Raw genomic sequence first — 19,491 nt, forward strand, 5'->3', positions numbered from 1 at the left:
TACAAAATGTAACATAAAAAGATAGGATACTAAAGCTAGTTTTTCATAACTTAGCCGTTCTTATTACTTAAAATAATTAGTACGATTTATGGCAGCAGATAAAGAAAAAGAAGCGAAATTAAAAGCGCTTCAACTTACACTAGATAAGTTAGATAAAACTTACGGTAAAGGAACCGTAATGAAGTTAGGAGATAGCCAAGTAGAAGATGTAGATGCAATATCGTCAGGTTCTTTAGGATTAGATTTAGCCTTAGGAGTAGGAGGGTATCCTCGTGGAAGAATTATAGAAATTTACGGACCAGAATCATCAGGTAAAACAACTTTAACAATACATGCAATTGCAGAAGCTCAAAAAGCAGGAGGTATTGCTGCTTTTATTGATGCGGAACATGCTTTTGATCGTTTTTATGCTGAAAGTTTAGGTGTAGATGTTGATAATTTAATTATTTCCCAACCAGATCATGGAGAACAAGCATTAGAAATTGCTGATAATTTAATTCGTTCGGGAGCTATTGACATTGTAGTGATTGACTCGGTTGCAGCATTAACACCAAAATCTGAAATTGAAGGTGAAATGGGTGATTCTAAAATGGGATTACATGCACGTTTAATGTCACAAGCTCTACGTAAATTAACAGGTACTATTAGTAAAACAAACTGTACAGTTATATTTATTAACCAATTACGTGAAAAAATTGGGGTTATGTTTGGTAACCCAGAAACTACAACAGGTGGTAACGCTTTAAAGTTTTATGCATCTGTTCGTTTAGATATTCGTCGTAGAACACAAATTAAAGATGGCGATAAAGTAATTGGTAACAGTACTAAAGTTAAGATTGTAAAGAATAAAGTTGCTCCGCCATTTCAACAAGCAGAATTTGATATTATGTATGGTGCAGGAATATCAAAAGTTGGTGAAGTTTTGGATATTGGAGTAGAATACGGAATTATAAAGAAAAGTGGTTCATGGTTTAGTTATGGAGACACTAAATTAGGTCAGGGTAGAGATGCTGTAAAAGGTGTTATTAAAGACAACCCTGAATTAATGGAAGAGTTAGAAAATAAAATAAAAGATGCTATTGAAAATCAAGATTAAGTTTTAAATTTAAAAGTTCTAACTATTACTAAAAAGCTGTTGAAAACTTCAACAGCTTTTTTTCTTTAGAAAGAATAAGATATGTGTTTAAATTCCAGTACTACCAAAACCACCAGCACCACGTTCAGTTTCGTTTAAAACTTCTACTTCTTGCCAGTTTACACGTTCGTGTTTTGTAATAACTAATTGCGCAATTCGCTCACCATCGTTAATTGTAAAATCTTCGTTAGATAAATTTACTAAAATCACCCCAATTTCTCCACGATAATCAGCATCAACTGTACCAGGAGAATTTAATACGGTAATCCCTTTTTTGGCTGCGAGTCCACTACGTGGACGAACTTGAGCTTCATACCCAACAGGAAGCGCAATAAATAAACCTGTTTTAATAATAGCTCTCTCTAAAGGTTTTAAAATAATAGCAGCATCTATATTTGCACGTAAATCCATTCCTGCAGATCCCTCGGTTTCATAAGCTGGTGTTTGATGTTTGGATTTGTTTATGATTTGTACGTTCATATGTTTCATATAGTTTTTAAAATTCAAATATAATAAGCTTTAAGTTTAGAGAGTCGATTATAGATTTCTTAATTTTGTAATACAAACAAATACTACTTATGAACAATCAAACTAAAATAGCCGTTTTAGGAGGTGGAAGTTGGGCAACAGCTATTATTAAAATGTTATCTGAAAACTTAGAAACTATTGGTTGGTATATGCGCAGCATATATGCTATTGAACATATTAAACGTAATAAACATAATCCTAGTTATTTAAGTTCTGCAGAGTTACATCCTGAACAGTTAGATTTGTCTGAAAATATAAATTACATTGTAGAAAATTATGACGTGTTAATTTTTGCCGTTCCTTCTGCTTTTTTAAACGGAGAATTAGAAAAACTTACTGCTTCTTTAGAGAATAAAGTTATTTTTTCAGCCATTAAAGGAATTGTACCAGAATCAGGATTAATTGTTGGTGAACATTTTCATGAAAAATACAATATACCATATGAAAATATTGGGGTAATATCTGGACCATGTCATGCAGAAGAAGTAGCCATGGAACGCTTATCGTATTTAACACTTGCTTGTCAAGATGAAGAAAAAGCTAAAAAACTTAGTAAAGCTATAGCAGGACGCTATATTAAAACTAAAATATCTGATGATATTATTGGTACTGAATATGCAGCGATGTTAAAAAATATTTATGCTATAGCTGCAGGAATTGCTCATGGTTTAGGCTATGGAGATAATTTTCAAGCGGTATTAATGAGTAATGGTATTAGAGAAATGAAACGCTTTATTAAAAAGATTCATAAAATGAAGCGCAATATTAACAATTCAGCATACCTAGGTGATTTATTAGTTACTGGATATTCTACATTTAGTAGAAATAGAATGTTTGGAAATATGATAGGAAAAGGCTATACCGTAAAATCTGCTATGTTAGAAATGAGTATGGTTGCTGAAGGATACTATGCAACAAAAAGTGCCTATAAAATTAATCAAAAAAACAAAGCTAAAACTCCAATAATCAACGCTGTTTATAACGTTTTATACGACAAGAAAGAAGCGAAAGATGAGTTTTTAAAGTTAACAAATAGATTAGATTAGTTGTTTGCATTTGTACAAATAATCCTTCTTAATAAAAATTAAGAAGCCCCATCAATCGCTCCTATATTTAGTTGTGTATAGGTCTTGTATACAAGATACAATAGTAACAAATTTAGATTAAAATTCTGATTAACAAAGTTTTTAATTAAAAATATTAGATATTTTAATTATGAAATAATTTTACTATAAGTTTTATTTTTGTTTCTTTGGTTTAAAATTAAACAAAAAATGAAAACAATTCAAGAAGCTGTTGAAATAACTATCAGAAAAACTCCTTTCATAGAAGAAGCTCTAAATGAGAAGTTAATTAATGTGTCATCGTTAGCAAGAGAAATTTTACCTGAAGTTTCTAAACTTTTAAAAAAAGAAGTAAAAGTAGGTGCTGTAATGATGGCTATTAACAGGTTATCTCCAGCTAATGAATTGAGAGTTAGAAAAAATATTAAAAGACTTGCTTTAAATTTAGGAGACGTAATTGTACGATCTGATTTATGTGATTTTACATTCAAAAATACAACGTCTTTATTAAAAGAAATTGCTAAAATTTTAAGTAAATCAGCAGATAGTAAAGATTATTTCTTAACGGTTTCACAAGGTATTTTTGAAACAAATATTGTAACAAGTAAAAACTTACAACCTTTTGTTGAAGAAATTTTTAAGAAAGAAGCATTAATTAATAATGTAAACGATTTAGCTTCTATAACTATAAAACTACCAAAAGGAAACTTAGATCAATCAGGTATATACTATTTTATTTTAAAACAATTTGCTTGGGCAAATATAGCGGTACAAGAAGTAATTTCTACAACACATGAAATGACTATAGTAGTAAAAGAAAGAGATGTAAATGAAACATTTGCAATTTTAATGGATTTGAAATTAAATTAATTTATGGAAAAAAAAGACCCCTATGCTTCCTTAAGAATTAAAGAATTTAATATTTTTCTTTTAGTACGTTTTGCCTTAGTATTTGCATGGTCTATGCAATTTATTATTATCGAATGGCAGGTTTACAGTATCACTAAAAATCCATTATCATTAGGAATTATTGGACTAATGGAAGTAATTCCTGCAGTATCTATGGCGTTGTTTGCTGGTCATATTGTAGATCAAAAAGAAAAAAGAAATCTACTAGCCTTGTGTATTGGCCTATTTTCACTCATAAGTTTAGGACTATTCTTTTTAACATTGCCTAGTTTTATTGAAGATTGGAATAAAAATACTGTGCTATATGCTATTTATGCTCTGGTCTTTTTTGGTGGATTATTACGTTCTTTTTTCGGACCTACGATTTTTTCATTAATTGCTTTAATTGTACCTAAAAAATTATATCCTAACGCTGCAACATGGAGTAGTTCAACTTGGCAAATAGCTTCAGTATTAGGACCAGCTTTTGCAGGGTTTACTATTTCTTGGATTGGAGTACATTGGTCTTTATGTGTTGTATTTGGTTTAGTTTCAATATCATTTTTTACGGTATTTTTTATCAAAAAGAAACCAATTCTAAATCCAAAAATTGGAGAACCCGTAATGAAAAGTTTAAAAGAAGGAGTACGTTTTGTATATAAAACAAAAGCTATTTTAGGAGCACTTACATTAGATATGATTTCGGTATTATTTGGTGGAGCAGTAGCATTATTACCAGTATATGCTCAAGATATTTTAAAAGTTGGACCAGAAGGATTTGGTGCATTGCGTGCAGCACCAGCCATAGGAGCCTTTTTAACGATGTTAGTTACTGCATATATACCTATAAGTAGAAATGCAGGAATGAAGCTTTTAACAGCTATATTTGGTTTCGGAATTTGTATTATAGTATTTGGTTTATCAACCGTTTTTTGGATTTCTATTGTAGCCCTATTTTTTAGTGGTGTAACCGATGGTGTTTCTATGGTAATTCGTCAAACCATTTTACAGTTAAAAACACCTGATCATATGCGTGGTAGAGTAGCTTCAGTAAATTCTATGTTTGTAGGTTCTTCTAACGAATTAGGAGCTTTTGAAAGTGGGGTAACAGCAAAGTTAATGGGAACAGTAACAGCAGTGGTTTTTGGTGGTACTATGACTTTAATTACCGTTATTACTACTGGAGTTTTAAATCCAACGCTTAGAAAGTTAGATTTAACTAAAGATTTGGAAGAGCATGAGAAGGAAGAATGATAAGTAAACTGATGTTCTATAGATATAAATAAAAATGCCTAGAAAATTATTTCTAGGCATTTTTAATATACTTTTTAAAGTAAATCAATTATGACATATCAAAATAATTGATTTTTGTAATTTTTTTAGTAGTTTGATCAAAATTAATATTAATAAAAACATCACAACTATCACATTCAGCATATAAAATACTCTTAGAGCCATTTCTACCAGTTGTTAAAGCAACTTCTCCTAACTTACTTATTGGATCTCCAACAGTAATTGTTATTCCTTTAATAGTAAAAGTAGCTTCATTACTTAAAACATCTAAAGACTCGATATATGGTTTTCTTCCAGAAGTAGAAAAATCTAGTTTTAAACCATTAAACTTAAAATAGTAATAAAAACCATTATCTTCAAAAGAAACAGTTGCACCTAATAAAGACTCTACTTTAGCTTGTTTACCTAAAGTTTTTTTAATATCAGTTAAGGCAATATTATTTATTTTAATATTATCAAAATCAGAGTTCGAAATAATATTAGTTTGACTTTTTGCTATAAACGCGGTTAATAGAAAAAATACTAGTATTAGTTGTTTCATATTACTTAAAAATTAATTGTATAAACCCTTTCGAAGAACGAGGTTTTTGCAGTCGCCAAAGATATAATACTCGATTAATTTTCTATGTAAGAAACTAGTTAAATTTTAAGGTTAAAGCTATTTTTTTATCCAATTCTTGTTGATGTTTTAAAGTTGTATTTTCATCCCAATTAAAGCGGCTTGTAAATTCTTGAATAACAAAGTTTTTATAAAGATCAACACTAGGTTTATCAAAAAATAAACGACCAGTTCTTCTCATAAAGAAGTCGGTAGGAGTACAGGTCATTTCATGCTTTATTACAAACCATATTTCAGCTTTTAATAAGCGCTCTTGTATATTTTCTTCATTAAGCTCATCAAACTTATCTAAAATAAGTTCGGTTTGTTTACCATAGTTATATACTAAATAACTGGCATCTTTTTCAGTAAAACCATGTAATTTTAGTTGTTTATAAATTTGATTAATGTATAGTTTTACTGATTTATAATTTTGAAAAGGCCCTCCTGATAAAACAATTTCTTCAGTTTGAATTGGATCAAATTCAACTTCAAAACGACGTTTCATTTTTTTCGCAACAATATCCACAATCCGTTCTGCCATTTTTCTATAACCTGTTAATTTTCCTCCAGCAATTGAAATTAACTTGGTATCAGAAACAAAAATTTCATCTTTTCTAGATAATTCTGAAGCCGATTTTCCTTCTTCGTGAATTAACGGGCGTAATCCTGCCCATGATGATTGAATATCATCTATGGTTAATTGAATATCAGGAAACATGTTATTTACTGCTTCAATTAAATACAAAGCATCCACCATTGAGGTTTCAACGGTGTCTTTATCTTCTTGATAATTGGTATCGGTAGTTCCAAAATAGGTTACTTTTCCACGAGGAATAGCAAACATCATACGACCGTCTGGAATATCGAAATACACAGATTGTTTTACAGGCAACTTTTCATGCGGAACAACTAAGTGAACTCCTTTGGTTAAATGCAAACGTTTTCCAATTTTAGAATTGTTAATTTGGCGTAATTCATCTACCCATGGTCCAGCTGCGTTTACTACATATTTAGCTCTAATATCATAACTTTCTTCAGTAAAAGCATCCGTTACTTTAGCACCTACCACACGCTTATTTTCGTAAATAAATTCGTCTGCACGCGTGTAGTTTAATATTTGTGCGTCGTATTGACTTGCTGTTTTTAAAACTTCTATAGTTAAACGAGCATCATCAGTACGATATTCTGCATAAAAACCTGCACCGTTTAAAATACTTTTAGGTAATAAAGGCTCTTTTTCTAACGCTTCTTTTTTATCAAGCATTTTACGTTTATCATCTCCTTCAACAGAAGCTAACACATCGTATACTTTTAATCCGATAGATGTTAGCCATGAACCGTAAGTTCCGCCATCAATTAATGGTAAAATCATTTTTTCAGGAATTACCAAATGTGGCGCTAGTTTATGAACAATAGCACGCTCAGTACCCACTTCTTTTACCAACCAAAAATCAAATTGTTTTAAGTAGCGTAAACCTCCATGAATTAGTTTGGTAGATTTACTAGAGGTTCCCGAAGCAAAGTCATTTTTTTCAATTAAAGCGACTTTCATTCCACGTGAGGCAGCATCTAAAGCAATACCTGCACCTGTAATACCACCACCGATCACTAGAATATCAAATTCGGTAGTTTGTAATTCTTGTTGAATGTTTTTTCTATTGAAAGAAGAGAAATTATTCATAGAGCTGTTTTTATCAACCAAAAATAAGAATAAAAAGAAACGATAAGCATAAAAAAAGAGCTGAAATTATCAGCCCTTTTAGAAGTCGCCCCCACAACTATTAAATCTAAAACTAACGATTCAATTTTTTCCAATTAGTATCTGCTTGTTTTTTGAGCTCTTCTGGATTTTCTTTTAACCACATTTTTAAAGTATTGGTTCCCCAAGAGTTATAAAATAAATACAGTTTACCATCTCGTATTTCAAAAGTTTTCGGATCAATATCCACCTTTTCACCAGTTTTTCCAATGGCATAGGCGCAGTACCCTCCATATTGTGGATTGTATTTTTGAGGATTTTTAAGGAAAGTAGCTAAATTTTCTTTTGACGAAAAATGAAAGGAAACGTTATTATATTTAGTTGTAATTTTTTTATTTCCTTTTTCGGCTTTATTATGAAAATAACTTACTACATCGTAACCTTTAGCAATAACTCCGTTTTTGGTATTGTATTCTTGTGAGAAGACAATACTTGAAAAAAATAGAAAGAAGATAAATATATGTTTCATTTTATTTTTTTTTATGTTTTAGTTCTTCCCAGTTTATATCTCCCTGATTTTGTAACTTTTTAGTATCACCATTTTTCCAATCATCAAGTTTGCTAGAAAGCCAAGAACTATAAAAAAGATATAATTTACCATCTCTAATTTCATAAGCTTCTGCATCAATATACATTTTAGTTTTCTTAGCAGCTACAGCATATGCACAATATCCACCATATTGAGGAATGTATTTTATTGGATTTTCTTTGAAAAGGGATAAATTTTCTTTTGAAGAAAACTTGAATTTAGCTCCATCATAAGTTGTTTGAAACTTCTTTATTCCTTCAACAGGTTCACTATTTGTAAAGTAAGAAACAACATCGTAACCTTCGGCTACATAACCTTTTTTTGTATTGTAGTCAGTTTTTTGAGCGTATAATGCAGTAGAGACTACTACTAAAAGTAGTGTAATAAAGTTTTTCATTGTTTGTAGATTTTATGAGTAGTCGATGAAAAACAAAAAACATTACAATTGAATAATTAAGAATTATTTAATAATTGCCAAGGCTGTTGAATTTTACCGTTTTTAATAGGCAAAATTTCTCCAAATTGTAAAAAAACAAACTCACTTTGGTGTGGTCTTAAAAAGACAAAATCATCTACTTGTAAAGGTATGTTTTTAGGAACATTAATCATTGTTTGATTAGTAGAAGAACCAAACAAATTATTCTGTTTTACCCCTATAGGGTAGTAATAGTCAGCTTTCCAAAAACCGCCATAAATAAAAGCAGATTTCTTACTAAAAAATTGTTTTAGTTTTTCTAAACCTGGAAGCGTTGTATTTGAAAAAGTCTTTAAAACAGGAGTAGCTATAAATGTTGCTGGTTTATAGCTTTTTAAGGAAGGAATGTCAAACGCTGTAGGTTTTACAAAACATGAACCAATAGCAATATCGTTTATTGGAGAATTTTGTTCTTTATGCAATTTTAAGGTAGGGCTTCCAGCTCCGTTAAAGGTTAAGTTATTATTCCATAGTTCTGGAAAATCATTTTTAATTAATTTTTTGCATTGCTCGTAAAATTGATTTGCTAAATGTGATGCTTTTTTTTGAGAACGAATAATCTTTGGAAGTTTTACCACATGTGGATCATAGCCCATAAACCCAGAAAATTCAACAAAATTTTGATTGTTTTCAATAAGTGATAGTCCTTTTGTTAAACTTTTTAAAGAAGAAACCCCACCGCGGTGCAAACCCACGTCTATCTCAATATTCAATTGTAATTTTTGATTGAGTTGTTTTGCCAAATTAATGTATTCTTCAATTCGTTTTTCGGTATCAACCAACCATTGAATTTGAGTAAATGGGTTAAATCCGTTGTGCTGTTGAGGTAAGTTGTTGTAAAAATATTCCGCAGTTTTTATAGGCATGGGTTTACCCAATAAAACATCGACTTTGTTCCCCAATCGAGCAACTAAATCAGTTAAAAAAGGTTGATGAAAAACCATCAACTTGCTTGAATGTGTTTTTTCTAATATATATTCAATTAATTGGACCGAAGGCAATGATTTTACTACAATTCTGAGTGATGCATCTTTTCTAAAATTAGAAATTACTTCTGTAATATTTTCATCTAGAATATCTAAATCTACTAACAAACAAGGAATGGCCCGTTGGTAGTTTTTAAGTTCTTTATTTAAGATTTTAAAATAAGCATCCATAATATTAAATACCTAATAGTTTTTGAAGATACGGGTTCACAAATATATTTTCTGGATCATGTTCTTTTCTGAAAGTCATAAAGTTGGTGAATTTAGGGTACATTCTAGCAATATCATCCGAAGTAAATGTATTCATTTTACCCCAATGAGGTCTTCCGTCATAGGCTTTAAAAACTTCTTCTAAAGCAGCAAAATAAGCACTACTATCTTTTTTATTGTATACGTGACAAGCAATATATGCCGAATCCCTTCTGTAGGCAGGGCTCATAAAAACATCATCTCCTTTTACCCAGCGATTTTCAATAGGAAAATGAATATTGAACTTTTTTGAGTTGACAATTTTTTGCACATCCTTAAATACATCTTGATAGGCTTCTGCAGGAATATTATACTCCATTTCATGAAACTTTACCATTCGCTGTGTTGCATATACTTTATGACTGTGATATACTTTTTTTACGTTACTTATACTAGCTGCTGTAATGTTAGAAACTGTTTTGTTTTGTGAAGGAAAAACTTTTGCAAACTCGCACATCAACTTAAAAACATAGTTTTCGAGTACATATTCTGTCCAATAATTAAAAAAGTTTACTTTATCAGGCTCAGAATATTCAACAATATTTGAAGTTTTTGTCCATGCTGTGTTTGTGTATGGAATCCAGTAAAACTCAAAATTACGGTTTTGAGAATTTCTTTTGCCCAAAGTAGCCAATACATCACTTAACTTTTCCTTTTTATTTTGAAGTTTTAGTTTATAAGCAGGAACACATTGTAAAGTAACTTCAGTAATAATACCTAAACAACCTAATGATACTTGAGCAGCTTTGAATAACTCAATATTTTTTTCGGTAGAACACTCAATGATTTCACCTTTTCCATTCACAAATTTTAATCCAACGACTTGGTTACTGATAGATTTAAGTTCGATACCTGTTCCATGTGTACCTGTACTTATAGCTCCTGCAATTGATTGAACGTTGATGTCTCCCATGTTTTCCATAGCTAATCCTTCTTGAAAAAGAAGTTCTCCTAATAAAGAAAGTTTTGTTCCTGCTTTTACAGTAGCTTGATTTTTTTCTTTGTTTATTGAAATGAGTCCTTGAAAGTTATCGAGAGTTACTAATATTTCGTCAGTACTACATAAAGAAGTAAAAGAGTGACCAGAACCAATGACTCTAATTTTTTGATTAAATTGTATAGCTTTTAAAACAAGTTGTTGAATTTCATTTTCCGAATGAGGAAATGCAACTGCAGATGGATTCCACCGTACATTTTCTGCCCAGTTTTTCATAAGACCTTGAAATAATAGAGGTTAATTGACTGGGAAGATAGTAAAAAATAAAAAAGGATTATAAAACCATCAAATTACAACCGCGTATATCTGAATTATCAAAACGTCCTATAATTTCAAAACTATTGTCTTGGTATACCTTTCCTAAATCTTGTGTAGCAATAAAAGAACAAGAATTGTAGTTTGCTAAATCAATTACATTAATTCCGCCTGATTTTCCTTTAGGTAAAATAGTCAAAGCATCTTCAGTATCACGAGTTAAGACTTGCATCCAAGGCGGACAGTTAAAAACACCATTTCCTTTTGAATATCCTTGACTTAATAATTCTGTCATTCCATATTCAGAATGAATTTCATTTACTCCAAAACCATTGCTTAAAATCGCATGTAATTCGTTACGAATAAGTTCTTTTCTTCTTCCTTTCATTCCACCAGTTTCCATAATAATGGTATTAGAAAGATTGAATTCATATTGTTCTACCAAATCTAATAAAGCAAAAGAAACGCCTATAAGTAATACTTTTTTTCCTTGTGAATCTAAATTTGTAAGCTTTTGAGCAAGTTCATCTAAATTGTTGAGGTAAAATCCACTTTCAGGATGTTGAGAACGTTTAATTAAGTCTTCAACCATATAAATCAAAGAAGATCCTTTACGTTCTAAATAATTGGGTAACAAAGCTAGTACAACATAGTCTTCAATATTACCGTAAAAATGTTCAAAACCTTTTAAATAGCTGGTTTCGTACCAAGATAAATCGGTAACTAAATGCTTACTGGTTGTACTTCCTGTAGTACCAGAACTTGTAAAGGTTTCTTGAATTTCATTTGTAGACGAAAGTACTTCTCCAGTTTTAAAAAACTGAATAGGTAAAAACGGAATTTGTTCAATAGTATGTACATCAGAAGGATGAACGTATATCAAATCACAAAAAGAACGATACACTTTATTATTTGTAAACTGATGTTTAAAAACTTGTAGTGCAGTTTTATTAAAATCTTCTGTAGACTGTATGTTAAAAATGGTGTTCTTCATAAACTTTTACAAAAGTAAGAGTATTCGACGCAACCTTTTTAATTTTTTTTCATCTACTACATAAACCATGGAAAGTTAAAATAATAACCCTAATTATATATGTCATGAAAAAAATTTTAATCCTTTTTTTAAGTGTATTTACGTTTTATTCTTGTTTAGATGATGACAGCCCTAATGTTAGATATGAGTTTTTAAAGGTTGATAGTGCTACAACTCCTGAAAGTTTTACATTCGGAGAAGTTGATACAATTAAGATAAAGTATACATTACCCAATAGTTGTTACTCTTTTAATGGATTGTATTATCAAAAAGTAGATACAACTAGAATTGTAGCTGGTACAGCAATAGTAGCTCTTGATGTTGCTTGCACTCAAGATGTAAGACAAGAAGAATATGCTTTTCCTGTTGAGGCAACACAAGAAGAAGATTATGTTTTTAAGTTTTGGAAAGGTAAAAATGATGAAGGAGAAGATGTATACGAAGAAGTGGTAATTCCAGTAAATTTGTAACATCAATTTAGAAAAACTCATACAAGGATGCTGTCATCAAAATATCACAGCGCAAGCGCAAGTTTACCAGTTGTTTTCTGGTAAACTTTTTGCGCTGTGTTTAAAGTATTCACGTAATTATCAAGATGCAGAAGATACATTACAAGATAGTTTTTTAACTATTTTTAAAAAGATGCCTCAATATCAGCATAAAGGTTCTTTTGAAGGATGGATGAAGAGAATAACTATAAATACAGCATTACAAAAGTATAGAGAAAAATCACCTTTACAGTTAGTTTCAGAAGCTCCTGATGAGGAAATAGTAGAAGAAATAGAGCTTGAAACTGAAAATGTGAATATTGATGTTTTATTAGAGCTCATTCAAAGTTTACCAGATAGGTATCGCTTAGTTTTTAACTTGTATGTATTAGATAATTATTCACATAAAGAAATAGCAGAATTATTAAATATTTCTGTAGGAACATCAAAATCAAACTTATCACGAGCAAGACAGATATTGAAAAAAGAAATGGAATTGTATCAAGCAAAAGAGGCAAAAGCATAACTGATGGAAGAAAAAAATATCGATAGACTATTTCAAGAAAAACTTAAAGATTTGGAGGTAACTCCAAATGAAAATGTATGGAATGCTATTGAAGAAAAGCTCCAAAAAAAGAAAAAACAGCGTGTTTTTCCTATTTGGTGGTTTTCTGGAGGGGTTGCAGCTATGCTTGTTTTAGGTTTTTTGTTTTATCCATTTACTTATGAAAAGGGAAATATAGATGATACAGATGTAATTATAGTTGAATCACCAAAACCAGCAACTAAAGAGCAAGAAAATAAAAATGAAGAATTAAAAGATAATTTATTAATAAAACCAACAAAAGAAAATATAAGGGAAATACTTGTTGTAAAAGAAGTAACGAAAAAGAAAAATAATTTGAAAGAAAAACATCGTAAAAACGAAGTTTTAACCGCTAATCATGTTGTGAAGGTTAGTAAAAAAGAATTGCAAGAAAAAGATAGCAATAATGTGTCAAGTAGAGTAGTTGAAGGGGCTTTACTGGCTAAAAATGATGTTGTGAAAGAAGAAAATTCTGCTGGCAAGCTTGAAAATAGCTTGCCAGTTCTTAAAAAAGAAGAAATAAGTTTTTTCAAAAAAAACAATGATACAATTCGTAAGATTATAAAACCAAAAAAAGATTTTTTAGCGGTTGTAAATGCTGAAAAGGATAAAAAAGAAGAGGATAAGATAAAGAAACTTTGGACCGTTTCTCCAACAGTAGCAGTATTAAACTCAAATTCTTTTTCTAAATCATCTCCAATAGATGCAAGTTTATCAAACTCTACAAAAGGAAGTACAAGTTATTCTTATGGTGTTCAAATTGCTTATCAATTAAGTAAAAAATGGTCTATTCAGTCAGGAGTACACCTCCAAGAAATGGGGTATTCTAATACCAACGTAGCTGTTAATCCTGCAAATTCAAGTACTGCAAGTGTAGCTTTTAGTTCAGGAGAAAGTTATGAATTAAATGATACTTCTCAAACAAATTTTAGTACAAATTCAGTATCCATTAGCTCAGGTAGTCTAGATGGTGAGTTGAATCAAAGTTATGGATATATTGAAGTTCCAGTAGAAGTTAAGTATAGTGTATTAGAAGGAAAAAAGCTAAAAACACAATTAGTTATGGGTTTTAGTTCTTTGTTTTTAAATAAGAATGATGTAAACTTAAAAACTACCGATTTTTTAACATCAGGAGAAGCAAACAACTTAAATAGCGTTAACTTTAGTGGAAATTTAGGGGTAGATTTTAGTTATAAGTTCAGTAAAAAATGGTCTCTAAATATTAATCCAATGCTAAAAACCCAGTTAAATACATTTAAAAACGATTCAAATGGGTTTCAGCCATACTTTATTGGTGTTTATACAGGTTTAAATTATCAGTTTTAATCGTTGTAAATTTTAATTACTAAATTACCTTTATCATCCATTGAAGCTCTGTACATTCCTGCAGTATTAAACTCAAAAGACATATTTCCATTTTTATCAAGTGCAACAACACCACCTGTTCCACCAAGTTTGGTTAATTTATTTTGAATCACATCTTTGGTAGCTTCTTTTAATGATTTTTGTTGATATTCCATTTGAGCAGAAATATCATACGCTACTTGAGATCTTATAAAGTATTCACCCCAACCAGTTGAAGAAACACCACAGGTTTTATTATTTGCATAAGTACCTGAACCAATAATAGGAGAATCTCCAATTCGTCCCCAACGTTTGTTAGTCATGCCTCCAGTAGAAGTTCCTGCAGAAATGTTTCCTTTTTTATCCAGAGCAACGCAACCTACTGTACCGAATTTACTATTTTTAATGTCAATATCATAAAAAGCAGCTTCTTTATCATCATGATCTAACTCCGTTTTTTCTTTGTCTTTAATTCGTTGTAAAGATTTAAAGCGATTTTCAGTATAAAAATAACTCGGGTCTACAATTTTCAACCCTTGTTCTTTAGCAAATTTGGAAGCTCCACTTCCAGAAAGCAGCACATGATCGGAGTTTGTCATCACCGTTCTAGCAGCTTCAATAGGGCTTTTTATATCTTTTACCCCAGCTACAGCACCTGCATTCAATGTTTTTCCATCCATAAAAGAAGCATCTAATTCATTAGTTTCTTCATGTGTAAATACAGCTCCTTTTCCAGCATTGAAAAGAGGAGATTCTTCCATAACCTGAATAGTTTTTACAACAGCATCGTTACTAGATCCTCCATTCTTTAATATCTCATATCCTGTTTTTATAGCTTCCTTTAGCTTAGTTTTATAAGCAGTTTCTTTTTCGGGAGTCATATTCTCTTTTAAAATGGTACCAGCACCCCCATGAATAATAATAGCGAACTCATTAGTAGGAGTATTATTTAGCTCTTTGGAAGTTACTTTAGATTGATTGCAAGAAAATAGTAACAAAATTAAGGCAAGGAAGTTGTAAATATTTTTCATTATTTTGTTAATTTTTAAACAAACTAAGTTGTTTTTGTTTAATTTATTAATTGTAAAATTATTCGTAGTTTTGAGTTTTAAATATAAAAACTAAAATTACAATATAAAACATGGCAGATTTTGGTATTAAGGAAGCTTTAGCTCAATTAGGCTTAAAAGATATAAACAACGGAACTTCTACAGGTTCAGTAAACTTTGCAAATGGAGAAGTTATTGAAAGTTATTCACCTGTTGATGGTAAGTTAATTGGTAAAGTAGTAGCAAGTACTCGTGAAGATTATGATAAGGTGATGGATGTAGCTACAACTGCTTTTAAAGAGTGGAGAGCAATGCCTGCACCTCAACGTGGAGAAATTGTTCGTCAATTTGGAAACAAGTTAAGAGAATTAAAAGAACCATTAGGTAAGTTAGTTTCTTACGAAATGGGAAAATCTTACCAAGAAGGTTTAGGTGAGGTTCAAGAAATGATTGATATCTGTGATTTTGCTGTAGGTTTATCTCGTCAGTTAAACGGACAAGTAATTCCATCAGAAAGACCAGGACACGTAATGAGAGAGCAATGGCACCCATTAGGAGTGGTTGGTATTATATCAGCATTTAATTTCCCTGTGGCTGTTTGGTCTTGGAACACAGCATTAGCTTGGATTTGTGGTAACGTATGTGTATGGAAAGGTTCAGAAAAAGCTCCTTTATGTTCAGTAGCTTGCCAAAATATTATAGCTGAGGTTTTAAAAGCTAACGATTTACCAGAAGGAATTTCTTGTATTGTTAATGGAGATTACAAAGTTGGTGAATACATTACTGAAGATACTCGTATTCCTTTAGTATCAGCTACTGGTTCTACAAGAATGGGACGTATTGTTGGTGCTAAAGTTGCTGAGCGTTTCGGTAAATCATTATTAGAATTAGGAGGAAACAATGCAATTATTATTACTCCAACTGCTGATTTAAAAGTAGTAGTTCCTGGAGCTGTATTTGGTGCTGTAGGTACTTGTGGTCAGCGTTGTACATCAACACGTCGTTTAATCATCCACGAATCTGTATATGATAAAGTAAGAGATGCGATTGTTGGAGCTTACGGTCAAATTAAGATTGGAAACCCATTAGATGAAAACAATCACGTTGGTCCATTAATTGATAAAGATTCTGTAAATACATATTTAGCTGCTATTGAAAAAGCAAAAGCTGAAGGAGGTAAGGTATTAGTTGAAGAAGGCGTTTTAGAAGGAGAAGGTTATGAAAGTGGTTGTTACGTTAAACCAGCAATTATTGAAGCTGAAAACCATTATGAAATTGTTCAACATGAAACATTTGCTCCAATTTTATACTTGATGAAGTATTCAGGAGATGTTGAAAACGCTATTGAATTACAAAATGGAGTAGCGCAAGGATTATCTTCTTCAATTATGACAGCAGAAATGAAAGAAGCTGAAAAATTCTTATCATTTGCAGGATCTGATTGTGGAATTGCAAATGTAAATATAGGAACTTCTGGTGCTGAGATCGGAGGTGCTTTCGGAGGTGAAAAAGAAACAGGTGGTGGACGTGAGTCTGGATCTGATGCTTGGAAAGTATACATGCGTCGTCAAACTAACACGGTAAACTATTCTGATGAGTTACCTTTAGCACAAGGAATTAAGTTTGATTTATAAGAAAATATAATTTTCAAAACATAAAAAAGTCACATCGAAAGATGTGACTTTTTGTTTTTAATTAAGTAGGATACATTACTTTCCTAAAGCTTTAGCAATAACTTTATAAGACTCATGTGCTTTTGACATTTTAGCATATTCTAAGGCAGTATATCCTCTTTCAGACTTTGTTTTTAATTTTGCTCCGTTATCAATTAATAATTGAACAATATCTGCTTTGTTATATCTAGCAGCAAACATTAAAGGAGTTAGTCCTGTAGACTTTCTGTTAATATCTGTTCCGTTTTCAACCATAGCTTTTACAGCCTCAAAGTTTCCAGCTCTAATTAATTTACAAAAAGTACTTACATTAGGGTATTCTAGGTTAGTTTTAACAGGTGTTTCATATGGAGTTGAAGTAGCAGTAATAGTTCCGAAGGATAAAGTAATTGCTAAAGCTGATAAAATTAATTTTTTCATGATGTTGTGTTTTTATGATTAGGTTACAGCTAAAAGACGCCTATAAAAACAAAACGTTTCACCAAAAACAGACACTTAACAATTATTTAAGATAAGGTCTTAAAAATCTCTTAATGATATTTTACTTTTCGTATTACTCGCATAGCTTCTTTGTATTTAATATAGGTAGTTTTATCTTCTAAGTTTTTGATATAATTTTTTGCTTTTTTAAGTTGTAGAGGAGCAATTTCAAATCCATTTAAATAACAGATTAGATAGGTAGTAGGTAGTCGATATACATCTTCATGTTCAATAACAGAAAGAGGTTTGTTGTTCACAATTTTAGCGATGATACTATTATTATTATCATAAATAAGTTGTAAAATATCGTTATGATATTGAGGAGCTTCAAATAAAAATTCCGTAACAATATCATGCTTTCCGTTATCTTTAAAGTTAATAATGGTTTTTTCTAACGGATAGCGTTTTTCACTCTTATCAATCCCTAAAACAATGTATTCGGTGATAATAAAAGACTGTTCGTTGTAACTAATTTGTACATCATCTAACGAAGAAAAAAACAAACGTACTTGTTCGTTTACCAACTCAATATCAACACGAGTAAAAAACGCTTCATTATTTATAATTTTCTTTTTTCCTGCCCAACAAAGCACAAACTGTTCGTTAAATACTTTGTATTGCGGATTATATTCTGGTTTGTGCCTATTAATAAAGTCGAAAACGCCATCAAGGGTAAGTTGAATATTGTTACTTGCGTTTTTTTCAATAGCCTCAACAATAGCTTTGTTGTTATTTTTTAAAACAAAATTTTCTTCAGCAGGCATAGAATTACTACCTCTACGATAAAAAATAGTTCCTTTACGATATTTCCAGACATTTTTGGCTAAAGAGGTAATTAATTTGGTAGGATAAATAGTTACTAATCCAATTACTTTGTGGCGTTGCAAACGTGGAAAAGGAACATTTTCATATTCTATTTTTGGTGGATTATTCAGATAAGCATTTACCAAATTTTGAATTTTGCTATCATCATAAAAATCAACTCCTATAATTTTATTTTCTTCATCCTCAATACCAATAACAATATATGAGTTGTTGTTAGGGTTTGAATTAGAAAGTGCACAAACGTGTTTTATAAACTTAGCTTTTCCTTCTTTAGAACCAAAGGATAATTTTTGTTTTTTATCATAAAAACTATTCTCGTCGTTATGAGACAGTAAGTTTTTAATTAAAAGACGTTTGTTAATCACAACTTAAGCGTTTTTGTTCACAATAGTTGCACTAGCTTGCGCTGTAGGGTATACAATTAAATCTTCAATATTTACATGATACGGACGAGTAACTACAAAGTGAATAATATCTGCTATATCTTCAGGTTGTAGTGCTTTGTATCCTTGATATACAGTTTTAGCTCTTTCAGAATCTCCTTTAAAACGAACATCAGAAAACTCAGTTTCTACCAATCCTGGGTGAATGGCACATACGCGAATATTGTGTTGATTCAAATCAATACGCATTCCTTTATTTAAAGCGTTTACAGCGAACTTTGACGCACAATACACATTTCCGTTAGGATACACATCTTTTCCTGCGATAGAGCCAATATTTACAATGAAACCATTGTTTCGTTCTACCATTTGAGGAATAATAGCTTTTGAAACGTATAATAAGCCTTTAACGTTTCCGTCAATCATAGCGTCCCAATCGTCAATATTTCCATTTTGAATGCTGTTTAATCCATGAGCATTTCCAGCATTATTAATAAGAATATCAATATGTTTAAATTCGTCAGGTAAACTATTGATCGCATTTTGTACTTCTTCGTTATAACGAACATCAAACTGAAGTATATGTACTTTGGTAAATTTTGATAATTCTTGTTGCAGTTTTTGTAGCTTTTCAACACGTCTACCACAAAGAATTAAGTTGATGTTATTTTTAGAAAAAAGTTGAGCGGTTGCCTTACCAATACCTGAGGTTGCTCCAGTAATTAAAGCAGTTTGTTGCATGGTTTTTTGTTTTGTATAAAGGTAATATTTTTTATGTTAAGCCACCATTATAAAATGAAAAACCGCCCCTAGCGGAGCGGTTTCTTTTAGTTGGCTACTACACCAACCAAAAATCAACTAACCAAACTTT

At 30.9% G+C, this 19,491-nt stretch carries 20 protein-coding genes; 8 read left to right on the forward strand and 12 right to left on the reverse strand.

Features of this window, described 5'->3' with window-relative positions; translation table 11 throughout:
* The first annotated feature begins 88 nt into the window (after window positions 1-88).
* A complete protein-coding gene (recA, locus tag MHM83_RS02710) occupies window positions 89-1,096 on the forward strand; it encodes a recombinase RecA (RefSeq protein WP_047788064.1) in 1,008 nt (335 codons plus the stop codon).
* Between the two features lie 87 nt (window positions 1,097-1,183).
* Here recA and dut read toward each other — a convergent pair whose 3' ends face one another.
* A complete protein-coding gene (gene dut, locus MHM83_RS02715; protein ID WP_239178312.1) occupies window positions 1,184-1,615 on the reverse strand; it encodes a dUTP diphosphatase in 432 nt (143 codons plus the stop codon).
* Window positions 1,616-1,713: 98 nt separating this feature from the next.
* On the opposite strand from dut, the gene MHM83_RS02720 reads away from it, so the two are divergent.
* The 3 genes from MHM83_RS02720 (at window position 1,714) to MHM83_RS02730 (ending at window position 4,869) form a co-directional block, all read left to right on the forward strand.
* A complete protein-coding gene (locus tag MHM83_RS02720; protein ID WP_239178313.1) occupies window positions 1,714-2,709 on the forward strand; it encodes an NAD(P)H-dependent glycerol-3-phosphate dehydrogenase in 996 nt (331 codons plus the stop codon).
* Window positions 2,710-2,937: 228 nt separating this feature from the next.
* Complete coding sequence (locus MHM83_RS02725; protein WP_047788067.1) at window positions 2,938-3,597, forward strand: hypothetical protein; 660 nt, start codon at window positions 2,938-2,940, stop codon at window positions 3,595-3,597.
* A 3-nt stretch (window positions 3,598-3,600) separates the two neighbouring features.
* Window positions 3,601-4,869 carry an MFS transporter gene (locus MHM83_RS02730; RefSeq protein WP_047788068.1) on the forward strand — a complete coding sequence of 423 codons (1,269 nt, stop codon included), beginning with the start codon at window positions 3,601-3,603 and terminating at the stop codon, window positions 4,867-4,869.
* Window positions 4,870-4,957: 88 nt separating this feature from the next.
* On the opposite strand, the gene MHM83_RS02735 is transcribed toward MHM83_RS02730, so the two are convergent.
* The 7 genes from MHM83_RS02735 to MHM83_RS02765 form a co-directional block, all read right to left on the reverse strand.
* The gene (locus MHM83_RS02735; protein ID WP_047788080.1) at window positions 4,958-5,449 is read right to left on the reverse strand and encodes a hypothetical protein; all 492 of its coding nucleotides are present in this window, start codon (window positions 5,447-5,449) and stop codon (window positions 4,958-4,960) included.
* Window positions 5,450-5,543: 94 nt separating this feature from the next.
* Window positions 5,544-7,190 carry a glycerol-3-phosphate dehydrogenase/oxidase gene (locus MHM83_RS02740; protein ID WP_073182370.1) on the reverse strand — a complete coding sequence of 549 codons (1,647 nt, stop codon included), beginning with the start codon at window positions 7,188-7,190 and terminating at the stop codon, window positions 5,544-5,546.
* A gap of 112 nt (window positions 7,191-7,302) precedes the next feature.
* Entirely contained in the window at window positions 7,303-7,737 is a 435-nt protein-coding gene (locus MHM83_RS02745) for a YHS domain-containing (seleno)protein (protein WP_239178314.1), read from the reverse strand.
* A 1-nt stretch (window position 7,738) separates the two neighbouring features.
* Entirely contained in the window at window positions 7,739-8,194 is a 456-nt protein-coding gene (locus MHM83_RS02750) for a YHS domain-containing (seleno)protein (protein ID WP_073182368.1), read from the reverse strand.
* A 56-nt stretch (window positions 8,195-8,250) separates the two neighbouring features.
* Window positions 8,251-9,429, reverse strand: coding sequence for an alanine racemase (locus MHM83_RS02755; RefSeq protein WP_239178315.1), 1,179 nt, complete (start codon window positions 9,427-9,429; stop codon window positions 8,251-8,253).
* Window positions 9,430-9,433: 4 nt separating this feature from the next.
* Window positions 9,434-10,720, reverse strand: a complete 1,287-nt coding sequence (locus tag MHM83_RS02760) for a D-arabinono-1,4-lactone oxidase (RefSeq protein ID WP_239178316.1) — start codon at window positions 10,718-10,720, stop codon at window positions 9,434-9,436.
* A 58-nt stretch (window positions 10,721-10,778) separates the two neighbouring features.
* Complete coding sequence (locus MHM83_RS02765; protein ID WP_239178317.1) at window positions 10,779-11,753, reverse strand: LuxE/PaaK family acyltransferase; 975 nt, start codon at window positions 11,751-11,753, stop codon at window positions 10,779-10,781.
* 104 nt (window positions 11,754-11,857) lie between these two features.
* On the opposite strand from MHM83_RS02765, the gene MHM83_RS02770 reads away from it, so the two are divergent.
* From MHM83_RS02770 to MHM83_RS02780, 3 genes are read left to right on the forward strand one after another with little or no spacing between them, the layout of a single operon-like run.
* A complete protein-coding gene (locus MHM83_RS02770; RefSeq protein ID WP_047788073.1) occupies window positions 11,858-12,262 on the forward strand; it encodes a hypothetical protein in 405 nt (134 codons plus the stop codon).
* Window positions 12,263-12,305: 43 nt separating this feature from the next.
* Window positions 12,306-12,806, forward strand: coding sequence for an RNA polymerase sigma factor (locus tag MHM83_RS02775; RefSeq protein WP_317125563.1), 501 nt, complete (start codon window positions 12,306-12,308; stop codon window positions 12,804-12,806).
* Window positions 12,807-12,809: 3 nt separating this feature from the next.
* Window positions 12,810-14,192 carry an outer membrane beta-barrel protein gene (locus tag MHM83_RS02780; RefSeq protein ID WP_239178318.1) on the forward strand — a complete coding sequence of 461 codons (1,383 nt, stop codon included), beginning with the start codon at window positions 12,810-12,812 and terminating at the stop codon, window positions 14,190-14,192.
* On the opposite strand, the gene MHM83_RS02785 is transcribed toward MHM83_RS02780, so the two are convergent.
* Complete coding sequence (locus MHM83_RS02785) at window positions 14,189-15,241, reverse strand: isoaspartyl peptidase/L-asparaginase family protein (RefSeq protein WP_239178319.1); 1,053 nt, start codon at window positions 15,239-15,241, stop codon at window positions 14,189-14,191. The two genes, MHM83_RS02780 and MHM83_RS02785, sit on opposite strands and share 4 nt — an antisense overlap.
* A gap of 110 nt (window positions 15,242-15,351) precedes the next feature.
* Between MHM83_RS02785 and amaB the strand changes: the two genes are divergently transcribed.
* On the forward strand, window positions 15,352-16,893 hold the full coding sequence (gene amaB / locus MHM83_RS02790) for an L-piperidine-6-carboxylate dehydrogenase (RefSeq protein WP_239178320.1): 1,542 nt from the start codon (window positions 15,352-15,354) through the stop codon (window positions 16,891-16,893).
* A gap of 75 nt (window positions 16,894-16,968) precedes the next feature.
* On the opposite strand, the gene MHM83_RS02795 is transcribed toward amaB, so the two are convergent.
* The 3 genes from MHM83_RS02795 to MHM83_RS02805 form a co-directional block, all read right to left on the reverse strand.
* Window positions 16,969-17,352 (reverse strand): ankyrin repeat domain-containing protein, encoded by a 384-nt coding sequence (locus MHM83_RS02795; protein ID WP_047788101.1) that lies wholly within the window; start codon window positions 17,350-17,352, stop codon window positions 16,969-16,971.
* 110 nt (window positions 17,353-17,462) lie between these two features.
* Window positions 17,463-18,602 carry an ATP-binding protein gene (locus tag MHM83_RS02800; protein ID WP_239178321.1) on the reverse strand — a complete coding sequence of 380 codons (1,140 nt, stop codon included), beginning with the start codon at window positions 18,600-18,602 and terminating at the stop codon, window positions 17,463-17,465.
* 3 nt (window positions 18,603-18,605) lie between these two features.
* Window positions 18,606-19,361, reverse strand: a complete 756-nt coding sequence (locus MHM83_RS02805) for an SDR family NAD(P)-dependent oxidoreductase (protein ID WP_073182385.1) — start codon at window positions 19,359-19,361, stop codon at window positions 18,606-18,608.
* Window positions 19,362-19,491: the final 130 nt, after the last annotated feature.

This window comes from Tenacibaculum sp. Mcav3-52, assembly GCF_022347665.1.
GTDB lineage: Bacteria > Bacteroidota > Bacteroidia > Flavobacteriales > Flavobacteriaceae > Polaribacter > Polaribacter mesophilus.